The 20558-nt window shown below is 48.5% G+C and carries 15 protein-coding genes and 1 pseudogene; 11 read left to right on the forward strand and 5 right to left on the reverse strand.

Translation table 11 applies throughout. The annotated features are described in order from the left end of the window. The first annotated feature begins 144 nt into the window (after positions 1–144). The 3 genes from NYR53_RS33045 (at position 145) to NYR53_RS33055 (ending at position 4080) form a co-directional block, all read left to right on the forward strand. Entirely contained in the window at positions 145–2862 is a 2718-nt protein-coding gene (locus tag NYR53_RS33045; protein ID WP_261303182.1) for a winged helix-turn-helix domain-containing protein, read from the forward strand. Positions 2863–3079: 217 nt separating this feature from the next. After that, the gene (locus NYR53_RS33050) at positions 3080–3391 is read left to right on the forward strand and encodes a DUF8691 family protein (protein ID WP_261303183.1); all 312 of its coding nucleotides are present in this window, start codon (positions 3080–3082) and stop codon (positions 3389–3391) included. Next, complete coding sequence (locus NYR53_RS33055) at positions 3388–4080, forward strand: hypothetical protein (protein ID WP_261303184.1); 693 nt, start codon at positions 3388–3390, stop codon at positions 4078–4080. The genes NYR53_RS33050 and NYR53_RS33055 overlap by 4 nt, the downstream gene beginning before the upstream one ends. A 225-nt stretch (positions 4081–4305) precedes the next feature. Here NYR53_RS33055 and NYR53_RS33060 read toward each other — a convergent pair whose 3' ends face one another. The 4 genes from NYR53_RS33060 to NYR53_RS33075 all read right to left on the reverse strand — a co-directional run bounded on the left by NYR53_RS33060 (position 4306) and on the right by NYR53_RS33075 (position 9067). Then, the gene (locus NYR53_RS33060) at positions 4306–5049 is read right to left on the reverse strand and encodes a hypothetical protein (RefSeq protein WP_261303185.1); all 744 of its coding nucleotides are present in this window, start codon (positions 5047–5049) and stop codon (positions 4306–4308) included. A 68-nt stretch (positions 5050–5117) separates the two neighbouring features. After that, positions 5118–6530: a sensor histidine kinase gene (locus NYR53_RS33065; RefSeq protein ID WP_261303186.1), complete on the reverse strand. Its 1413-nt coding sequence runs from the start codon at positions 6528–6530 to the stop codon at positions 5118–5120. Further along, the gene (locus tag NYR53_RS33070; protein WP_261303187.1) at positions 6524–7228 is read right to left on the reverse strand and encodes a response regulator transcription factor; all 705 of its coding nucleotides are present in this window, start codon (positions 7226–7228) and stop codon (positions 6524–6526) included. Before NYR53_RS33070 ends, NYR53_RS33065 begins: the two co-directional genes overlap by 7 nt. A 174-nt stretch (positions 7229–7402) precedes the next feature. Beyond that, entirely contained in the window at positions 7403–9067 is a 1665-nt protein-coding gene (locus NYR53_RS33075) for a glutamine--tRNA ligase/YqeY domain fusion protein (protein WP_261303188.1), read from the reverse strand. Positions 9068–9151: 84 nt separating this feature from the next. On the opposite strand from NYR53_RS33075, the gene NYR53_RS33080 reads away from it, so the two are divergent. Next, positions 9152–10381: an aminopeptidase gene (locus NYR53_RS33080; protein ID WP_261303189.1), complete on the forward strand. Its 1230-nt coding sequence runs from the start codon at positions 9152–9154 to the stop codon at positions 10379–10381. A gap of 53 nt (positions 10382–10434) precedes the next feature. Here the strand turns inward: NYR53_RS33080 and NYR53_RS33085 are convergent, their stop codons facing one another. After that, complete coding sequence (locus tag NYR53_RS33085; RefSeq protein ID WP_261303190.1) at positions 10435–11241, reverse strand: YybI family spore inner coat protein; 807 nt, start codon at positions 11239–11241, stop codon at positions 10435–10437. Positions 11242–11422: 181 nt separating this feature from the next. Here NYR53_RS33085 and NYR53_RS33090 point away from each other — a divergent pair, with 181 nt between their 5' ends. The 7 genes and pseudogenes from NYR53_RS33090 (at position 11423) to NYR53_RS33120 (ending at position 20556) form a co-directional block, all read left to right on the forward strand. After that, a complete protein-coding gene (locus NYR53_RS33090; protein ID WP_261303191.1) occupies positions 11423–12367 on the forward strand; it encodes a helix-turn-helix transcriptional regulator in 945 nt (314 codons plus the stop codon). 114 nt (positions 12368–12481) lie between these two features. Beyond that, complete coding sequence (locus tag NYR53_RS33095) at positions 12482–12982, forward strand: DinB family protein (RefSeq protein ID WP_261303192.1); 501 nt, start codon at positions 12482–12484, stop codon at positions 12980–12982. A 284-nt stretch (positions 12983–13266) separates the two neighbouring features. Then, a pseudogene (locus tag NYR53_RS34695) lies at positions 13267–13984 on the forward strand (DUF421 domain-containing protein). 183 nt (positions 13985–14167) lie between these two features. After that, positions 14168–16576 carry a helix-turn-helix domain-containing protein gene (locus tag NYR53_RS33105; RefSeq protein WP_261303193.1) on the forward strand — a complete coding sequence of 803 codons (2409 nt, stop codon included), beginning with the start codon at positions 14168–14170 and terminating at the stop codon, positions 16574–16576. Positions 16577–16884: 308 nt separating this feature from the next. Beyond that, positions 16885–18492 (forward strand): type 2 periplasmic-binding domain-containing protein, encoded by a 1608-nt coding sequence (locus NYR53_RS33110; RefSeq protein ID WP_261306605.1) that lies wholly within the window; start codon positions 16885–16887, stop codon positions 18490–18492. Between the two features lie 85 nt (positions 18493–18577). Continuing rightward, the gene (locus tag NYR53_RS33115; RefSeq protein ID WP_261306606.1) at positions 18578–19546 is read left to right on the forward strand and encodes an ABC transporter permease; all 969 of its coding nucleotides are present in this window, start codon (positions 18578–18580) and stop codon (positions 19544–19546) included. Positions 19547–19680: 134 nt separating this feature from the next. Continuing rightward, the gene (locus NYR53_RS33120; protein WP_261303194.1) at positions 19681–20556 is read left to right on the forward strand and encodes a carbohydrate ABC transporter permease; all 876 of its coding nucleotides are present in this window, start codon (positions 19681–19683) and stop codon (positions 20554–20556) included. Positions 20557–20558 lie beyond the last annotated feature (2 nt).

Here is a 20558-nt window from a genome sequence, read left to right on the forward strand (position 1 = left end):
AAGGTCAGCTGCTTTTGTTGAAGTAACTTGCAGTGGTGAAAAGTTTTAATTGAAGTTATCATGATTGATATTAAGTCATAGGATGGGGCAATCAATTATGTTGAATTATGTGGGCGGAAGTAATTTTCGTGTGAGTATAAATCTATGAATATTCCAATTTTAACCACCAAACTGTATATCCCCCTGACACGGTCTAAAGTTGTCCTCCGACCGCGTCTGATCGAGCGGCTGAACGAGGGTCTGGACCGTAAGCTGACCCTCATCTCTGCCTCCGCCGGCTTTGGCAAGACTACGTTGGTCAGCGAGTGGGTCGCCGGTTGTGATCGACCTGTCGCATGGGTGTCACTGGACGAAGGGGATAACGACTCTACACGCTTCCTGACTTACCTTGTCGCTGCTCTGCAGACGATTGCGGAGAATATTGGAGGAGGCGTGGTCAGTGCACTCAAATCCCCTCAGCCACCGTCAACCGAATCGATTCTAACGATCCTGCTCAATGAATTCTCAGCCCTCCCGTACAAATTCGTCCTCGTCCTTGACGACTACCATGTTATTAGTGCCAAACGGATCGACGATGCCCTCAACTTCCTACTCGAGCATCTCCCGCCACAGATGCACCTGGTCATCGCCACCCGTGAAAATCCGCACCTTCCCCTGGGTCGGTTACGCGCCCGAGGCCATCTGACCGAGTTGCGTGACACAGACCTGCGTTTTTCTCCCAGCGAAGCGGACACTTTCCTTAAACAGGTGATGGGCCTGGGTCTATCGGCCGATGAAGTGAGTGCGCTGGAGACCCGTACCGAAGGCTGGATTACGGGACTCCAACTGGCGGCACTTTCGATGCAGGGGCGCGAGGACATTCCTGCGTTCATTCGGTCATTCGCTGGAGACAATCGGTACATTGTGGACTATCTGGTCGAAGAGGTCCTGCAGCGTCAGCCCGATCATGTCCGGAGCTTTTTACTACAGACCTCCATTCTCGACCGGTTGCATGGCCCGCTGTGCGATGCCGTCACCGGCCATGAGGAAGGCAACGCGCGGTTGGAGTCCCTGGAACGAGGCAACTTCTTTGTCGTTCCACTGGATGACAGGCGCCACTGGTATCGCTATCATCATCTCTTTGGCGAGGTTCTCTCTGCGCATTTGAGGGCGGATCTGCCCGATCAGGTAGCTACGCTGCATCGTCGGGCGAGCAAATGGTACGAGCAGCATGGCTTCTCGGCCGATGCGATCCGCCACGCGCTGGCCGCCGAGGATTTTACGCGAGCGGCGGACCTGGTCGAGCTGGCATGGCCAGCCATGCTCAGGAGTAGACAGGGGGCTGCGGCGTTGGGCTGGCTGAAGGCGCTCCCCGACGAGCTGGTCCGATGCAGGCCTGTGCTCAGCGTTGTGTATGCCTGGGCTTTACTGGCTGGCGGCGAGTTAGAGGCCGTTGAGGACCGACTGCGCGACGCCGAACGATGGCTGGAGACGACGGCAGACATGCGTGAGCGACCGGAAGCCCCATTGGCTAAGATGGTCGTTGTGGACGAAGAGGAATTTCGCCGTCTTCCGGGTGCGATCGCCGTGTACCGTGCCGCACATGCCCAGGTGCTGGGTGATGTACCCGCCGCCATGAAATACGCCCGGCGAGTGCTCGACCTCGTACCTGATGACGACCATCTCCCGCGCGGAGCGGCAACTGCGCTCCTAGGACTGGTATCCTGGGCGAGTGGGGATCTCGAGGCAGCATATCGGATGTTTGCCGATGGCATGGCTAGTGTGCAGCTGTCCGGGAACATTTCTGACGCAATCGGGGGCGCAATCGCTCTGGCTGATATACGGATTACTCAAGGTCGACTCCGCGAGGCGATACGTACCTATGAGCGGGGATTGCAGCTTGCGAGGGAGCAGGGCGAGCCTGAACTGCGGGGAACGGCAGATATATACGTGGGAATGAGTGAGCTCTACTGTGAGCATGACGATCTGCTTGCCGCCATGCAGCACCTGCTGAGAAGCAAAGAGCTGAGCGAGCGTACTGGATTCCCGCAAAACCGGTATCGCTGGCACGTCGCAATGGCTCGAATACGGGAGGCACAAGGAGATCTGGACTGTGCGCTCGACCTGCTCCACGAGGCAGAGCACCTGTATTTGGGTGGATTTTTCCCAAATGTGCGTCCTGTAGCGGCGTTGAAGACACGTGTGTGGCTCGCGCAGGGTAGGTTGGGTGAAGCCCTCGACTGGACACGGGAGCAAGGCCTGTCCGCTCGGGACGACCTTTGCTATCTGCGCGAATTCGAGCACATCACCCTGGCCAGAGTGCTCTTGGCCAAGTATAAGAACGACCGTGCAGACCGCTCCATGCTTGAGGCAAAGGGACTCCTGGAGCGCCTCCTCCAAGCAGCGGAAGAAGGAGAGAGGACGGGAAGCGTGATCGAAATCCTGGTGGTGCAGGCACTTGCTCACCATATGCAAGGCGATATCCTTGCTGCGCTTGTGCCGCTGAAACGCGTACTGACCCTGGCTGAGCCAGAGGGCTACGTCCGCATCTTTGTGGACGAAGGCCAACCCATGGCGGCCCTGCTAAAAGCGGCCGTGAAACAGGGGATCGCCCCGAACTATGTCCGTCACCTCCTGACAGCCTTTGGCAAGGCTGAGGGCAGCAGAACGCCTGCCAAACAAGTTGTGAGCGAGCCATTGAGCGAACGAGAACGTGAAGTACTTCGGCTGCTCAGAACCGACTTGAGTGGCCCTGACATTGCCCGCGAACTCAATGTGTCCCTGAACACCCTGCGGACCCATACCAAAAACATTTATGACAAGCTTGAGGTGAATAACCGTCGGACAGCAGTCCGCCGGGCTGAGGAACTCGATTTGTTTTAGCAAGCCCGCAACTACTACCCCCGGCCCTGGCAGGTTTAGCGAACCAGTGCCGGGGCTTTTTTTCTCCCACATAGCCTCCCGATTGACAAATCATCACATCAATCACCACATATGGTGATGCCGTCTCACCACATGAACGTGTATCTTCAGATTAAGAAAGGAACGCAGGCAATGAAGTGGAGATGCATCCACAGGAGGAACATGAAGGAGGCGCAGAATGAGTGAAACACACGTATCAACAGAGGACCATCACGAGGCTGAACTTTACGAAATTCGCCTCAAGGGGCATCTTGATGCCCGGTGGGCTGACCGATTTGAGGGGCTGAGCTTCACCTACGAAAACGACGGAACAACCATCCTCACCGGACCCGTGGTCGATCAGGCCGCATTACATGGCTTGCTGAGGAAAGTGCGTGATCTCGGACTGCCATTGATCTCAGTCATTCAGGTTGATCCCAAACAGGCGAACAGGCCTGATGCCAGCGCGGACACTGATCACAATCGTTCGAAAAAGGAGACAAACACATGAATACCAATCACCAGACACCAGACATTAAAGGGAACAATAAGGAGAGAAAAATGAAGATAACAGCCTCGAATCTCATCCGTTGGGCAGGTTTAGCAGCTATGTTGGCAGGGATCCTTTTCATAGTCATTCAGTCGATCCATCCACCTGAAAATCTTTCGTCAGTCACTACCGGCGCATGGGCAATCGTCCACTACTTGACCATCGCCATGGCCCTCTTCGGCCTACTAGGCATTGCGGGGATCTACGCCAGGCAAGTGAAAGAGGGCGGTTGGCTTGGTTTGGCCGGCTTTCTCCTGTTTAGCCTCTTTTGGGTAGCTACGACGGCCTTTACATTCGCCGAAGCCTTTATCTTGCCGCTGTTGGCGTCCGACGCGCCGAAGTTTGTGGAGGGATTCTTGGGGATCTTCAGTGGGTCCGCCAGCGAGGTTAGCCTCGGAGCTCTCACAGCGGTAGGGCCGCTAGCAGGGGCACTTTATATTCTGGGCGGCCTGCTACTTGGCATCGCTACGCTCCGCGCCGGTATCCTGCCGCGCTGGGCGGCCGGTCTGCTTGCCTTCGGTGCCGTGTCGACCCTCGCGTCTTCGCTGCTCTCGCACCCGCTCGATCGGATTTTGGCGGTGCCGATGGGGCTAGCCCTGGCTTGGCTGGGATTTGCACTCTGGTCTGAACGGCGAGAAAAAGCCTCGTAATCCTTACCCGGCAGGGGAAGCCCCCAGCTCTGCCAACCGGAGCGATATCTACAATGAAGATCAATCCCTTGATGTGCCTGAGCTCAATGAGTTAGGGAAACCCACGTCTCAGAAAACCAAAGTGCCGGCAAAAACAAGTTCGGCAAAGTGGATCGTCGCTGCACGTATCCAAGAACTCAAAAAACAAACCCCGAGGCCGCCCTCGAGGTTTGTTACTATCTCACCTTATTTCTGCGCCCGCTTCTCCCATTTCGCCTTCAGCGCACTTTCTATTTCAGCAAATACCTGCTCGGTGGTCTTACCTTCCGTGGAGATACCTAATTTAACCGCTTTTTCGTTCAGCTTTTCGGCCCTTTTACTTTCTTTACTCGCCTTTAAAGCAGCGCGTATTTCTTTGGCTGTTTTGCCTTCGGTGGCAACACCCGCTTTTGTTGCTTTTTCTTGCAGTTTCGATAAAGCTGCCGCTTGCAGCTCTGTTCTAATCTCTTTATTTGTTTTTCCATCGGTAGTAATACCGAGCTTAGCCGCTTTCTCTTGCAGCTTCGGTAAAACGGCCGCTTTAAGCGCTGCTCTCAGCTCTTTATTCGTCTTCCCATCCGCGCTAACACCTAGCTTGGTTGCCTTCTCTTTCAGCTTCACTTGAACAGCAGCTTGGATATCAGCTTTCAGCTGTTCCGCTGTTTTGCCGTCTGTGCTAATCCCCAGCTTCGCTGCCGCTTTGTTCAATTGCTCTGTATGTTTGGCTGCACTTAAAGCTTTAAGTTCCGCTTTGATCTGCTCAGTCGTTTTACCATCTGTTGATAGGCCAAAAATTTGCGCTTTATCCAGAAGCAGCTGCTTGACTGGTTTAGCAGACTTGCTTGTTGGCGCTGCAGTAGACGCCCCCTGAGTGTTCTCAGCAAAAACAGCCACTGGAACAGACAATACAATCGCTCCTACCAACGCAAGGCCTGTTAATTTTTTCAACATAAGTATCGCTCCTCGATTCGTTTATGGTTATGTTTACCTTACAAACCCTATCTTACCGAATAGTTATGTCATAAGTTTGTCATGCGGCGAAGATTAGGCGACTGCAAATATATTTTAAATACCGTACCCATTTGAAGTTGTGATTCCACTCGAATCGAACCGCCATGCGCTTCTACGATGTGTTTACTGATGGTTAAGCCGAGGCCTGCGCCGGAACGGTTGCGGCTTTCGTCCGTTTTATAGAAACGATCGAATAGATGCGGCAGTTTCTCTGGCGCGATACCTAGTCCGTTATCCCACACTTCGATCCAGCGTTCGTTCTTGACTACTTTTACTCGAATACCTGCCGAGGACCCCTCAGGAATATGGTTAATGGCATTGTCCAGCAAATTGATAAACACCTGCCTCAAACGGTCAGCATCCGCATAAACCAAGTATGGCCCTTCTGCCTCCGAGCTCAGCTCGATTTGCTTTGCTTTGGCTTTCATCTTGAGTTGGGTAACCACCAGCCCTATTAAGTCAGGGACATCGACATCCTGGAGATTTAATTTGACCTGCTTCTCCTCAAAAGACGACAGTTCCATCAAATCATCAACCAAATGGCTCAGTCGAAGGGTCTCTTGAAGAGATACTTGAATGAATTCCTTCGCATCCTCAGGCTCAACAACACCATCCGTTATCCCTTGCAGGGAAGCTCTAATGGTCGTCAACGGCGTCCGCAGCTCATGGGAAATTTCGGATAGGAATCGTTTGCGTCCCTCTTCTACCTTCTGCAGTTTACCGGCCATGCGATTCAAAGATCCTGACAACGAGGCGATTTCGTCCTTGCCTCTAACGGGTACCCTTCCGCTGAAATCCCCCAAGGCCAGAGCCTCTGCGGTTTTACTCATGAGCTGAATCGGCTTCATAAAATGTCTCGAAACGAAGTACAGCACAGCAATCGCAAGTAACGCAACCGTTAGTGCTGATAGGAATATTGCTCGATTAATGCCATTGATCGTATCTTGAATATTTATAATGGGCGTATATAAGAAAATCCCGCCAATCACGCGATTCTCCTGCATCACAGGCCGCCCGACAATGAGCATATTTACCGTACTATTTTGAGCAAAATTGCTTCGCACTGTCACTTGATTGCCCGACAACACTTTATCCACCCATTCCTTACGTGCTGGGGCCTCGCCCACCGCTTGAATCTTATCCAGATTGGCTCTGGGATGCTTGATAACGGCAACGCGAACGTTCGACGTTTTTTCAATGGCGCTAATCTGCTTACGGAAATCCTTCAGCTGTGTCGAGTTATCGAACAAATCTTTGGCCAGTTCTCCCACTTGCTCAACCTTCTCTAGGAGAAGCTTCTCGCTGCGTTCATAGGTTTTCTGTTTCATCGTGTAGCCAATGGTTCCGGAAATGGCAAGAATGGACACAACGGTAATTGAAATATAAATAAATAATAGCTTGCGGTAAAAGGAGTTCAGCATGCTCCTGGCCCCTCAAACTTATACCCGACGCCCCATACGGTACGGATGCTCCAGTCCTCTTTCCTCTGCGTCAAAGCCGAAAGCTTTTGTCTCAAACGTTTAATATATAAATCCACGACGCGGTCTTCACCCTCGAAATCCCAACCCCATATCTTGGCGATCAGGTCCTCCCGGGTGAATACCTGATTCGGATTTCGCACGAAAAACAGCAGCAGCTCATACTCTTTCTTGGGCAAAGCAACGAGCTGCCCTTCTACAGTCACATCATGGGACAAGCTATCCACTCGCAAGCTGCCCATTTCATATAGATGAGCAGGCGCAGCAGCTTCTGTGCGGAGCAGCGTCCTGCGGAGAATTGTGGTCACACGAGCAACCAGTTCATTCGGGTCAAAGGGCTTCACTAGATAATCGTCGGCGCCCATCTGCAAACCTTCTATTCGCTCATCCACGTGACCTCTAGCCGTCAGCATGAGAATGGGCACATCACTCTTCGCACGAATTTTCTGACAGACCTCCCAGCCATCGCGTTTGGGCATCATAATATCGAGTACAATGAAGTCTGGGTGAAGCTCATCGAACTGGGTTAGAGCCTGCTCACCGTCATTTGCGGTTACCACCTTATAGCCGTTTTTTTCCAAGTATAACTTCGTAATCCGGCAAATATTAAGATCATCATCTACCACCAATACGGTTGTCACACGGCACTCTCCTTAAAAATAGGATATATCGTTTATATTACTGGATATTTGTGAACAAAAAATATATTTTTTCAAAATCATTTTTTTCTCGCCAGGCTGCCTACACAACAAAAAATCCTAGTTCTCACTAGGATTTCCTGTCTAATCTTTGTATGGACTCAAACGAGTCCAATCTTATATTTCAAACGAGCTTTTCAGCGAGACAATTAGGTTAAACACCAGCTTGTCGCTTGTAGTATGTTTCGGATCTACGTTGAAATAGCCGTGGCGGAAAAATTGGAACTTATCATGCGGCTGTGCTTGCTTCATATTGTCTTCCACGAAACCTTGTATGATTTGCAACGAGTTCGGGTTCAGGTTCTCTAAGAATGAAGCATCTTCGTCCTCTTGGTTATCAAGAATCAGCGGCTCATACAAGCGGAACTCCGCAGGTACAGCACTTTTCGCATCCACCCAGTGGATCGTTCCTTTGACTTTGCGGCCGGTAAAGCCGCTACCGCTTTTCGTTTCCACGTCATAGGTGCAGTGCAGCTCAACCACTTTGCCATTCTCATCTTTGATGAAGTCATTGCACTTGATGAAGTAGGCGTTTTTCAAACGCACTTCGTTGCCGGGAAATAACCGGAAATATTTGTTCGGCGGATTTTCCATGAAATCGTCTTGCTCGATGTAGATCTCGCGGGAGAACGGAATTTGGCGATTGCCCATCTCCGGATTCTCTGCGTTGTTCTCCATATCCAGCATTTCCACTTGATCCTCCGGATAGTTCGTAATCACGACTTTGAGCGGATTCAGAACACCCATCGTACGCAGCGCCTTCAATTTCAAGTCCTCGCGGATAAAATGGTCCAGCATCTTCGCATCTACGACGCTGTAGCTGCGAGCTACGCCGATTTCGCGAGCGAAATTGCGAATCGCTTCAGCCGTAAATCCTCTGCGTCGCAGACCAGAGATGGTAGGCATCCGCGGATCGTCCCAACCGTCAACGGCTTTCTCGTCGACAAGCTGTTTCAGCTTTCTTTTACTCATCACCGTATTCGTCAGGTTAAGACGTGCAAATTCATACTGTCTAGGCACATTCGGCATTTCGCACTCACGAACAACCCAATCGTAGAACGGGCGTTGATCTTCGAACTCGAGCGTACAGATGGAATGCGTAACACCTTCAATAGCATCTTCCAGCGGATGCGCGAAAGCGTACATCGGATAGATGCACCAAGCATCTCCCGTATTATGGTGATGGGCATGCACGACACGGTAGATAATCGGATCGCGAAGGTTGATATTCGGCGAAGACATATCGATCTTAGCACGAAGAACACGCTCTCCATCTTTGAATTCACCTGCACGCATACGCTCAAACAAGTCGAGATTCTCTTCGATACTGCGCTCGCGATAAGGACTGTTCGTACCCGGCTGTGTAAGCGTCCCGCGGGTTTCACGGATTTCATCCGCTGTTTGGTTATCCACATACGCCAACCCTTTGCGGATCAATACCAGTGCGCGGTTGTACATTTCTTCGAAATAATCCGAAGCAAAGAACAAGCCATCCCACTGGAAACCGAGCCATGCCACATCGGCTTTAATGGATTCTACATATTCCGTATCTTCCTTCACCGGATTCGTATCGTCGAAGCGAAGGTTCGTTAACCCTTTGAATTCATCTGCAAGCTCAAAATTAAGACAAATCGATTTCGCATGACCTATATGAAGGTAACCGTTCGGCTCCGGGGGAAATCGGGTGATTACCTGACTGACTTTGCCTGATTTCAGATCTTCGTTTACAATGTTCTTAATGAAATTGGATGGAGTGTTTATCGTTGTACTCTTCGTTTCCATATTCGCCCAGCCTTTCTCCCACCGGTTAAAGTTTTATTTTATATCATACACTAAATCTTACTAAAATATAAAGGAGTCCGCGATATGGAGACATTCGAACATTATTTAGATAAATATGCAGAGCTTGCAATTCGTGTAGGATTAAACGTACAAAAGGACCAAACCGTCGTCATCATGACGCCGATCTCCTGCGCTGATTTTGTGCGCAAGCTAACGAAAAAGGCTTACGACGCTGGCGCCAAAGATGTCGTCATCGACTGGGACGACGATGAAGTGAAGGCGCTGCGCATCAAGCATGCCCCGGAATCTACGCTGCGCGAGTACCCGATGTGGCGAGCAAACGGCCTGGAAGAGATGGCGAAGGAAGGTGCCGCCTTCCTCCAAATCTACGCGCCTAACTCCGATTTACTCAAAGATGTAGACCCTGAGCGGGTCGCCATCGCTGGAAAAACTACGGCAACTGCGCGTGAAGGGTTCCTGAAATATTTGCGCAGCAATCAGGTGAACTGGCTGATGGTCTCCTTCCCGACAGCGGAATGGTCGGCTAAGGTATTCCCGGATTTGAGCGAACCCGAACGCATTAAGAAGCTGTGGGAGCAGATTTTCAAGCTAACTCGCGTGGATAAAGAAGATCCGGTTGCCGCATGGAAACAACATATTGAGACGCTGACCGAAAAACAGAACTTACTGAACAACAAAAAGTACAAGCAGCTTCATTTCAGAGCTCCTGGTACAGATTTATACATAGAGCTAGCCCCTAAGCATCAATGGGTTGCCGCAGGTAGCGAGTCGGAGCGAGGCATTTTCTTCGTGCCGAACATCCCAACGGAAGAAGTCTTTACGATGCCTGCACGAAATGGCACGAACGGAACCGTTCGCAGCACGTTGCCGCTGAGTTATCAAGGCTCCCTAATCGATGGCTTCAGCCTGAAATTCGAGAATGGCCGAGTTGTAGAAGCGACAGCTGAGGTGGGTCAAGAAGTGCTGAATAAGATGCTGGACATGGATGAAGGCGCTCGTTACTTGGGTGAAGTGGCACTCGTGCCTTACGACTCCCCCATTTCACAGTCAGGCCTCATTTACTACAACACCTTATTCGACGAAAATGCTTCCTGTCACGTAGCGCTCGGTAATTCATATCCGTTCACGATTGAAGGCGGAACGGCGATGAGCCCCGAAGAGTTAGTTCAGAATGGCTACAATAAAAGCTTAATCCACATTGACTTTATGATCGGCGCTGCTAGCATGGAGATCGATGGCATTCTTGCAGATGGAAGCCGCGAGCCTTTGTTCCGCCAAGGCAACTGGGCATAATAGAAAGACCGCCACATCATGGAACCATTGCACTCCGTGAGATGGCGGTCTTTTTAACGTAACTTGCCAGGCAGTGTTTTAACAATCGAAGAGTCTTTTAACATCCATTTCCCTTGCTTCCATTTCCAAACGGAGATGGCGTATCCCAGTGTATCGGCATTCGCTATACCGGTGATTCGCTGAGCACCTCTCAGCTCACAATACCCATCCCGATCTACATCTATCGGCTTCAAAGCGCCATAAGCATGAACATCCACAATTATCGGCTTCACTACTATGCCATTTTTGTATACACCGAATTTCTCATAATCGTCCTTGCGGTCTTTAATATCAATTTTGAAAGACTTCCCTGTCTCTTCAATCTTCATTTTTACCACATAATTTTTCTTGAAGGCGGCCTTTACATGAAGTGGACTAGGCAGCGGGATCGCAGTCGGAACATTATTTTTCAGAGAGTATATGTAGTAGTTGGATAGTCCCCCACTGCCCCCTGTTTCGGCAGATACATAGATTTGAGGCAGTTTGTCCTGAATAAAGTCACAGAAATCCATCTGCGGATTATACCCGCCCTCAAGCGGGATGACAACATGGGTCTGTGCCTGTCCTATGACGGTAATGAATAGCTTATCATAGTACGGACTGCTAGTATCCGACTTCATCCCTACCAGGGATACCGTATCTGGTTTGCCATCACCAGTGACATCAATCTCACGCGTTTGTATAAGCTCGCCTTGCTGTGCGGTTTGTGGTGGCGGTAATTCTTCAGCGGACACGAGTTCCCCTTTCCATAAGGATGTGCTGCTCAATAGTAAGCTAATCACTGCTGAGTGTAGGGCGATTTTAACGCATTTTCTAAACATGTCATCCGACTCCTAATATAGGGATCTTTGAGTGTAGCTCAAAGTCTCTCCCCTTTGAGATTTGAATTCGGCTTATTATTTCAAAATTTTCCATCGGATATGCGGAACTCCACAAAGGGAATTCCTTCTCTGGAATCGAATGTTAAGTTAATAACACACATGAATCGATGAGGTGCTTTTCTTGAAAATTGATCGTCTGCTTGCCATTACCATGCTGCTTCTGAACCGAAGAAGAATCAGCGCCAAAGAGCTTTCGGAGCGTTTTGAGGTGTCGCTGCGTACCGTTTATCGCGACGTTGAGGCCATTAACCAAGCTGGCATTCCTGTCGTTTCCTATGCTGGGATGAGCGGTGGTTATGAGATTATGGACCAATATCGGCTGGATCGCCAATTCCTGTCCCTCGATGAGCTGCAATCTATTATTGTCGGCCTCAAAGGAATCCGCTCTACCGTTGGCGACCAAGAGATCAGCAACCTTCTTGATAAAGTCGGCGCTCTCGTGGCGAAATCGGAACAGAACACCGTCGCTAACCTAAACAATCAACTTATTATTGATATGAATCCTTGGCGCGGCAGCAATCAAGACAAAGAGAAGCTAAGTACACTGCGCAGTTCAATAAAGGAATCCAAGCTGATTTCCTTTCAATATATCACTTCCCAAAGTGAGGAATCTGTGCGAACAGTAGAGCCTATGGGCATTGTAGTCAAAGGGTTCGGCTGGTATTTGTACGGCTACTGCCTGCTGCGTCAAGATTTTCGCGTCTTCCGATTAACTCGAATGAAAGAGATTGAAGTGCTTCAGAGAACCTTTGAACGCAAAGAAGGAACCATAGAACAGCTGGATCATAACTGGGGCAAAAGAGATCCCTCCACGCTCATCAAACTCGTGCTGCATGCGCAGCCGAACGTTCGCGCTCAAGTAGAGGATTATTTCCGTCCTGAGCAAATTACCGTCCAAGCTGACGGCACTTTGATGATTACCGCCACTCAACCGGATGAATCGTGGCTTCATGGCATGCTTCTTAGCTATGGTCCTAGCCTGCGTATTCTCGAACCGGCCCATATTGCAGCCATTATTAAAGATAAAGCCGAGAAAATTGTTCAACTCTACGCAGATGAACACTGACAGGACGTTGTCAGCGGTGGTTGTCTATAATGGGGTTATGAAGTAGGCGAAACCAATCAATGCATGCTTACGATGCCAGTTTTTCTGGCGAAAAACTCTAAGGAGGCTCCACCCATGTTCAGAACAATCGAAGATTTTGTAAACGAATGGAATCATGAAACAAAAGCTACCCAGCGCGTGCTGGACACTTTGACAGATGCTTCTCTTAAGCAGCAAATCGCGCCCGACTTCCGCTCGTTAGGACAACTGGGTTGGCATATTGCGACAACTGTTCATGAAATGACTTCACGTACAGGGCTCAAATTCGACACTCCCGAGGGTGAAGAACTCGCACCAGCATCCGCCAAAACAATTGCTGACACCTATCGCTCCTCCTCTGCTGGGCTGTCCGAAGCTATTCAGGCCCAGTGGACAGATGCTAAGCTCTCTGAAAGCAGTGACATGTATGGTGAGCAATGGCTCAATGGCTTAACACTGCGCATCCTCATTTCGCATGAAATTCACCATCGTGGTGAAATGATCGTCTTGATGCGTCAAGCCGGACTGCGAGTTCCCGACATTTACGGACCGACTCGCGAGGATTGGTTGGAGCGCGGCATGCAGCCGTTGGTGTGAGTTTAAGGTAGATGAATGTAGCGTGAAGTCGTTTAGAACGAACTTAACTTTATGGAAAAGTTTGGTAGAGCAGGAAGGGCCTAAAGGGCTTGAAGGGCTTGAAGAGATGAAAGAGCACATCCTTGTGCTCTTTTTGGCTTTTTAGGGATGTATAGATTATTAACAAAAGAGTAGGCGTTGGCCCCCTAGAATCCCTTCACTCCCACCCTTCATTATGGATAATAATTGGAAAATGAGGAAACATTATTTGAGCATTTACCCTCATTTTCGGAGTGTGACGTGAATTGGACTTCTTTCACAGCCAAGAATCTCTAACCACGATCCAGTGGATTTTGCGCGCTGTTGTTGCTTATCTCTTCTTATTAATTACGGCCAAAGCTTTGGGGCAGCGTTCCATCTCCCTTCATTATTGCTCTCATTCTAGGAAATATTATTGCCCATCCGCTTTCGGATGAGCATTTAGGTTTAACTGGCTCCATGATCACCACGATTGTACTCGTTGTCCTATATCTGACAACCTCCTGGCTTAGTCTAAAGTGGAAATTCCTTATGCATTATTTAGACCCGCCTCCTCTTAAGTTAATTAAAAATGGACAGATTCAAATGAAAAATCTGCGTAAAGCCAAAATTTCCATTGATCACCTATTCTCTGAGCTGCGCAAGCAGCAGATTGAGGATATAGCCAAAGTCGCACTTGCGCTGTGGGAGCCAGGAGGAATCATTTCCGTGTTCCTTGAGCCGCAATATCAACCTGTCACCGCCAAAGATATGAACATACCTACATCGACGTTCTCTCTTGTAAAGCCGATTATTGTTGAAGGTTCCAGCGAGGATAAAATGCTTGCTCAGCTGGGAAAAGACCATGCATGGCTGGAAGCTCAGATTCACGCCGCACATCTCGATATGAAGGAAGTTGAACTAGCTACCATAGATGATCAAGATCAAATACGTATATACACCGATTTAGAGACCAATGAAAAAGACGAGCAAACGCTGATCTGATTGCGTCTGTTCGTCTTTCTGCTTTTTAGATAAGAAAGCGTTAGATCCGTCATTTAAGAAAGCGCTTTAATATATCTGAAATTACAGCTAAAATATAACTAACATCGTGATGGAATGGTTTGGGGCCATTCAATTTTTATCGGGATAACGTTTGGGTAAAAGTGTTCGACGTAAACAAGCAATTTGAGGAATGAGGTGATCTTATTGAAAATGCCGCAGACTTGGTTTCAAATTGGCAATCGCAAAAGTGCGCTGACGACGATGATCGCCTCCAATTTATTCATCCTGTTAATTCCGCTTGCCATGGGACTCTTTTTGTACGCCAAAGTGGAGCATAGTCTGGAAACAAACGCCAACCGTTCCAATACGGCGATGCTAGAGCAATTAAAGCTGTCGCTCGACTATAAATTATCGGAAGTAGATAATTTGATGCGTCAGGTCGCGCTCGATCCGAAGTTGGATTATATGTTGAAAATTCCGAAAGATGCAGACAGCGCCGACAAATACCGCTTCGTGGAATTCATGCGCAACCAATTGGGCAGGTACCGCAGCATGGTAAGCAGTTTCATTTTTGACTATTACGTTTATTTTGCCAGCAGCGATACAATTGTCAAAGCAGATTTATTGACCGATTCTCGTACGTATTATTCCACCTACTATACTTTTAAGGACATGACCTATGAGCAGTGGCACAAGAATATTTTGACAAGTGTGCATAGCATGTCTTACTTGCCAGCCGCCTCCCTCTCTCGAGGGAACGAAATATCCACGAACACCGAATACGTTCCGAAGGAGGTCGTCGTCTATGAACAATCGCTTCCCCTTCGTTCGCAATCCGATACCCTTGGTAATTTTATCGTTCTGATCGATGTCGACCAAATCAAACAGATGTTAAAGCAGTTGGAAACAGCTAGCGACAGCGCGATTTATATCATTGACCCTACAGGAAAAACAATTATGAGCACGAGCGATATCCCCTTATCGTCCGACCTCCTCAATCACATTGAAACCAATAGCAGTCCATTCGATTACCAGCTCGCTGGCGTCAATCAAATGGTATCGGTCACTTCTTCGCAAAAGGCGGGCTGGAAGTATGTGTCGGTGACGCCAAATGACGTGTTTATGCAGCAGGTCAATCAAATTCAAAGATGGTCCTTGGGGCTTTTCGTTATCTGCTTGATCGCTGGGCTGCTAGCCGTCTACGCCGGGGTATACCGCAATTACAAGCCGCTCCAGAGAACGGTGAACGCGATTATGCGCGGGAAAGACATGATTAGGCGCCCTGCCTCCAACGAATACGAGTTTATCCAACAGACGTTCGAAGGATCGATTCACGAAGAGAAAAACTTGCGCAACCTGCTAGCCCAGCAAATCCCTTTAATTCGAACCAATTACTTATCCCGCCTCATACGCGGATACATGGATGTGAACGTTTCCCCAGAAAACGAAGAAACACTTCGGTTTATGGATCTATCGTTCGTAAGTGATCAATTTGCCATACTCCTTGTCAAGATCGAAGACATCGATGATTTCAGTGAAGAACAATCCGAACAAGGCTGGGCGCATGCAAGGTTTATCGTATCAAATATAGGTGTTGATCTTATTCAACTGCATCATAACGGATATTCGGTTGAGCTCGATCGCGATCGTCTTGCTTTTCTCATCAACCTGAAGGATCGTCGAGGAGATCGCTCTGCTGTCGATATACGAGAATTCGCAGAATCGCTTAACAACATGATCTCACAAAAATTCAAAATCAACATTACTGTAGCCGCAGGAGATATCCATCAGGGGCCAAAGGCGATTCGCGACTCCTACCCAGAAGCGCTATCAGCACTTGAATATAGACTCATTAAAGGGAAAAACGCCGTCATCCACTTCCAAGATATCATAGATGCCACACATCACTATTATTATCCGCTTGAAATCGAAATACAGCTTATCAATTTCGTTCGGAGCGGCGATTCCGATAATGTGGAAAAACTGCTCTCTACGATCTATTCGATGAATTTCGATTCTAACCATATCACTCCTGAACTTGGTAAGTGTTTGTTCTTCAATGTCATGAGCACATTTCTGAAAATTGTGAACGCCACAAATACGAACCCGGAAGAAGTGCTTGGTGCAAATTTCGATCCGATCAAAGCGGTTTTCAGCTATCCGACGGCGGATGGCATGTACCAGAAAACGAAGGATCTGTACGCAACGCTCACCCGTTTGTTTAAAGTCGAACGGTCCGATCACAGCACGCAATTACTGCAGGAGATCGTCCATTTCGTGGATCAAAATCTCGATGATCCGAACATGGGGCTGGCGCTTGTCGCTGACCGTCTCCAGATGACGTCGCCATATATTTCCACCTTCTTCAAAAAACATCAAGGGCAAAACCTGTTAGATTACGTCACACGCAAACGGATTGAAAAAGCGAAAATGTTGATGGACAACAAGGAGCTGACAAACACACAAATTGCGCAAATGGTCGGTTATACGAACGACGTTGTGTTCATTCGCGCTTTCAAGAAGCAGGAAGGTATTCCACCTGGAAAATACCGCGAAGCAATGAGGCCGGACAAAACCGGATCCGACGCATAAAGGGCAGCCTCTAAAGGGCTGCCTTATTTTGATAAGCTGAATGTGGCGTACAGCCAGGCTATCGGTGCTCCTTGAGCGAAGCAGGGCAACAAATTGCACACTGACGTTTTTTAATATCCCACTGATTTGTTTTCTCCTAGCCCGTATTTCTTACGAAAATACAACGCAAATGAAAAGAAGAAAGTATCCATTCTCGCAGGCAGAAGCTACACTCGGAACTAGAGGATGGGACATCAATGATCCTGTTTCGCAAGCAAATATGCATTCATTCACTTATGAAAAGGGAGGCGTTTTCATTGAAGAAAAAAATGAAACATGTAAGCTCCGTCATGCTGATTTCTTTACTCGCAGCTTCAGTTGCCGCATGCAGCAGTAACAGCGATGGCGGGAAGTCATCTTCACCGCAGCCTGGCAAAGAAACGCAGCCGCCGAAGCTGACCAATCTGACGTACTGGGTAACCAACCAGCCCTCAGCCGCTTCGCAGATGAAGACATATGCAGAAATGGAAATGTATAAGGAACTCGAAAAAGTAACTGGCGTGAAGGTTGAATTCCAGCATCCTCCGACCGATGCCCAGCAGGCCAAAGAACAGTTCAACCTCATGCTCGCCTCCAACCAACTGCCGGACGTTATTGAAACGAGCTGGACGGGGTATCCAGGTGGACCGGAGAAAGCGATTCAAGATAATAAAATCATTAAGCTGAATGATTTGATCGATAAATACGCACCGAACCTTAAAAAACTGTTGACGGACCATCCAGACTGGAAAAAGCAAATCATGACAGACGATGGCAGCATCTACTCGTTCCCGTTCCTGCGAGGCGGTGACAAGGTTAGAGTGTTCTTCGGCCCAGGTGTACGTCAGGATTGGCTGGACAAACTAGGGTTAAAAATGCCAACGACGATCGACGAATGGTACACCGTCATGAAAGCTTTTAAAGAGAAAGATCCGAACGGCAACGGCAAAGCGGATGAAATTCCGATTTACCTCGACAAAGCAATATTCGCCACCGACGCTCCGTTCCTCGGCGCATGGGGTATTAATTACGGTTTCTACCAAGATAGCGGCAAAGTGAAGTACGGCCCGATCCAGCCGGAGTTCAAAGATTTCCTTGCAACGATGAACAAATGGTACAAAGAGGGTCTGCTTGATAAAGACTTTGCAGCTCCGAACGATAAATTGTACGACAACAAAATGACGACAAACCTAATGGGAGCATCCGTGTACTATAACGGCGGGGGCATCGGCAAATACGCCAATTTAATGAAGGACAAGGACCCGAACTTCAAGCTAGTCGCCGCTCCTTACCCCGTATTGAAAGAGGGGGATAAACCGATTTGGGGCCAGAAAGATTTTGTATCCAACGGTATAGGCGCTGCTGTCACGACGAGCAACAAAAATCCGATTGAGACTGTCAAATGGCTTGATTATGCTTACGGTGAAAAAGGCGATCTGCTATTTAACTACGGCAAAGAAGGCGTCAGCTATAAAATGGAGAACGGCAAAGCCGTATTCCTCCCGGAAGTGCTCAACCCGCCGAGCGGAGTCAGCCTAGCGCAATCGTTTTCGAAGCATAACCGCTCGACGTGGAGCGCACCATTCGTGCTTAGCGATAATTTTCAATTGCAATATCTCGCGCTCCCGCAGCAGAAAGATGCGCTTGCCATCTGGTCGAAGCCGACGGCTGAACGCAAAATGCCGCTCGTGACGCCAACGAAAGATGAAAGCAGCAAGTATGCTTCCGTTATGACGGATGTCGAGACGTATCGCGACGAAATGCTGCTCAAGTTCATTATGGGCGTGGAACCGATCGAGAACTTCGACAAATACGTTAAGAAGATTCAAAGCATGGGCATCGAAGACGCCACCAAAATTCAGCAAGCGGCGCTCGAACGATTTAATAAGCGCAGTTAAATGAATCGAAAGATCGGACTGGGAGATGATCGGATTCATCTCCCAGCTTTTATATCGTTACCATGCAGAAAGGCAGGGAGAAATGATGGCGCAAAGCTCTGGAAACGTACAGGCAGGCACTGTAACCAAAATCTATCGCGAGCCGACATTACTTCAAGTTATTCGCTCCGATCTTAAGCGGCATTGGGCCATTTATGTGATGGCCCTTCCTGTTATCGCTTATTACCTCCTGTTTCATTACGGACCGATGTACGGTTTACAGATCGCATTCAAAGACTTTTCAACGGTAAAAGGCATTTGGGGAAGTCCATGGGTCGGTTTCAGGCATTTTGAAAGCTTTTTTAACGGCATTTATTTCTGGCGGTTAATTAAGAACACCATTTTAATCAATGTATATGAGCTGTTATTTGGCTTTCCGGCGGCCATTGTATTAGCGTTGCTTCTCAATGAGATTCGCAATAGCATGTTCAAACGTGTTGTGCAGACAATCTCGTATTTGCCCCATTTCATTTCAATTGTTGTCGTAGCTGGGATGATGGTCGATTTTTTAGGTCGTACCGGTCTCATTAACCAGATCATCGCCTCCTTCGGAATCGAGCCGATCGACTTTTTGAAAGAAGCGAGCTGGTTCCGTTTCCTGTTTGTTTCATCCGGTATTTGGCAAGGAATCGGTTGGGGCTCCATCATCTATTTGGCGGCGATGGCCACCATCGATCCGACCCTGTATGAGGCCGCCCGCATGGACGGTGCGAACCGTTGGAAACAGACGCTGCACATCACAATTCCCGGCATTATGCCCACGATTATTATTTTATTCATTTTGAATATGGGCAACATGCTGTCGGTTGGCAGTGAGAAGGTACTCCTTCTGTACAATCCGCTCACTTACGAGACAGGGGATGTCATTTCAACTTACGTCTATCGTAAGGGGGTTCTGGAGGCAAGCTACAGCTTTACGGCAGCGGTGGGGCTTTTTAACTCCATCGTAAGCTTCATTCTGATTGTATCCGCCAACAGCATCAGCAAGCGGCTCACCGAAAATAAACTTTGGTAGTGAGAAAACCTCTATCGAAGCCTTTCGAAGATGAGCGACCGCGTTTAAATGTAAGTTTTATCGCCAATAAGAAAGTCAAGTTTCTCTGTTAGAAAACTTATACTTTCTTATGTGGTCAGAAGGGAGACTCGTCGATGAAACCAACAACGGGTGAACGATCGTTTGGATATTTAAATGCCTTCCTTATGATCGGCCTTTGCATAGTCACTTTGTACCCATTCTTATATGTGCTGTTTGCTTCGTTTAGCAATGCAACGTCTTTCCTGCAGCATCGCGGACTGATGTTCAGTCCGGCTGGCTTCGATCTCGGCGCTTATAAAGCCGTGTTCCATAACCCAATGATTGTGAAAGGCTACCAGAACACGCTGCTCTATGTGGTGCTTGGTACCGCAATTAATCTCGTCATGACGGCGATCGGCGCATACGTATTGTCCAGACCTCATTTATTTTTCAAAAATATCATCATGTTTTTCATCGTCATTACGATGGTATTTCATGGCGGCTTGATTCCGACTTACCTGCTTGTGAACGATCTCGGGATGATGAACACGATGTGGGCACTTCTTATTCCCGGTGCGATCAATACATTCAACATGATCATCATGCGGACCTCTTTTCAAGGCATCCCAGTTAGTTTGGAGGAATCGGCGAGAATGGACGGCGCTAGCGATTGGAAGATTTTGTTTCTCATAATTATTCCGCTTTCGATGCCTGTTATTGCGGTCATGATTTTGTGGTACGCGGTAGGACATTGGAATTCCTACTTCAGCGCGCTAGTCTATTTGCGGAGCCGTGAAGACTACCCGCTCCAACTCGTACTCCGTGAAATTTTAATTGCCAACAATACCGATTCAATGATGACGGGTGCAGCCAACGATGACAAATACGCCATTGGAGAAACGATTAAATATGCGACGATTATTATCTCGACGCTGCCCATTATTTGCCTATATCCGTTCCTTCAAAAGTATTTCGTCAAAGGTGTCATGATTGGGGCGATTAAGGAGTGACG

It is taken from the genome of Paenibacillus andongensis (assembly GCF_025369935.1).
GTDB classification, from domain to species: domain Bacteria; phylum Bacillota; class Bacilli; order Paenibacillales; family NBRC-103111; genus Paenibacillus_E; species Paenibacillus_E andongensis.

Bases quoted from the DNA above. Each gene is read 5' to 3' on its own strand.
- NYR53_RS33045 (WP_261303182.1), top strand. From the start codon at position 145: ATGAATATTCCAATTTTAACCACCAAACTGTATATCCCCCTGACACGG.
- NYR53_RS33050 (WP_261303183.1), top strand. From the start codon at position 3,080: ATGAGTGAAACACACGTATCAACAGAGGACCATCACGAGGCTGAACTT.
- NYR53_RS33055 (WP_261303184.1), top strand. From the start codon at position 3,388: ATGAATACCAATCACCAGACACCAGACATTAAAGGGAACAATAAGGAG.
- NYR53_RS33060 (WP_261303185.1), bottom strand. From the start codon at position 5,049: ATGTTGAAAAAATTAACAGGCCTTGCGTTGGTAGGAGCGATTGTATTG.
- NYR53_RS33065 (WP_261303186.1), bottom strand. From the start codon at position 6,530: ATGCTGAACTCCTTTTACCGCAAGCTATTATTTATTTATATTTCAATT.
- NYR53_RS33075 (WP_261303188.1), bottom strand. From the start codon at position 9,067: ATGGAAACGAAGAGTACAACGATAAACACTCCATCCAATTTCATTAAG.
- NYR53_RS33080 (WP_261303189.1), top strand. From the start codon at position 9,152: ATGGAGACATTCGAACATTATTTAGATAAATATGCAGAGCTTGCAATT.
- NYR53_RS33085 (WP_261303190.1), bottom strand. From the start codon at position 11,241: ATGTTTAGAAAATGCGTTAAAATCGCCCTACACTCAGCAGTGATTAGC.
- NYR53_RS33095 (WP_261303192.1), top strand. From the start codon at position 12,482: ATGTTCAGAACAATCGAAGATTTTGTAAACGAATGGAATCATGAAACA.
- NYR53_RS33110 (WP_261306605.1), top strand. From the start codon at position 16,885: ATGAAACATGTAAGCTCCGTCATGCTGATTTCTTTACTCGCAGCTTCA.
- NYR53_RS33115 (WP_261306606.1), top strand. From the start codon at position 18,578: ATGGCGCAAAGCTCTGGAAACGTACAGGCAGGCACTGTAACCAAAATC.
- NYR53_RS33120 (WP_261303194.1), top strand. From the start codon at position 19,681: ATGAAACCAACAACGGGTGAACGATCGTTTGGATATTTAAATGCCTTC.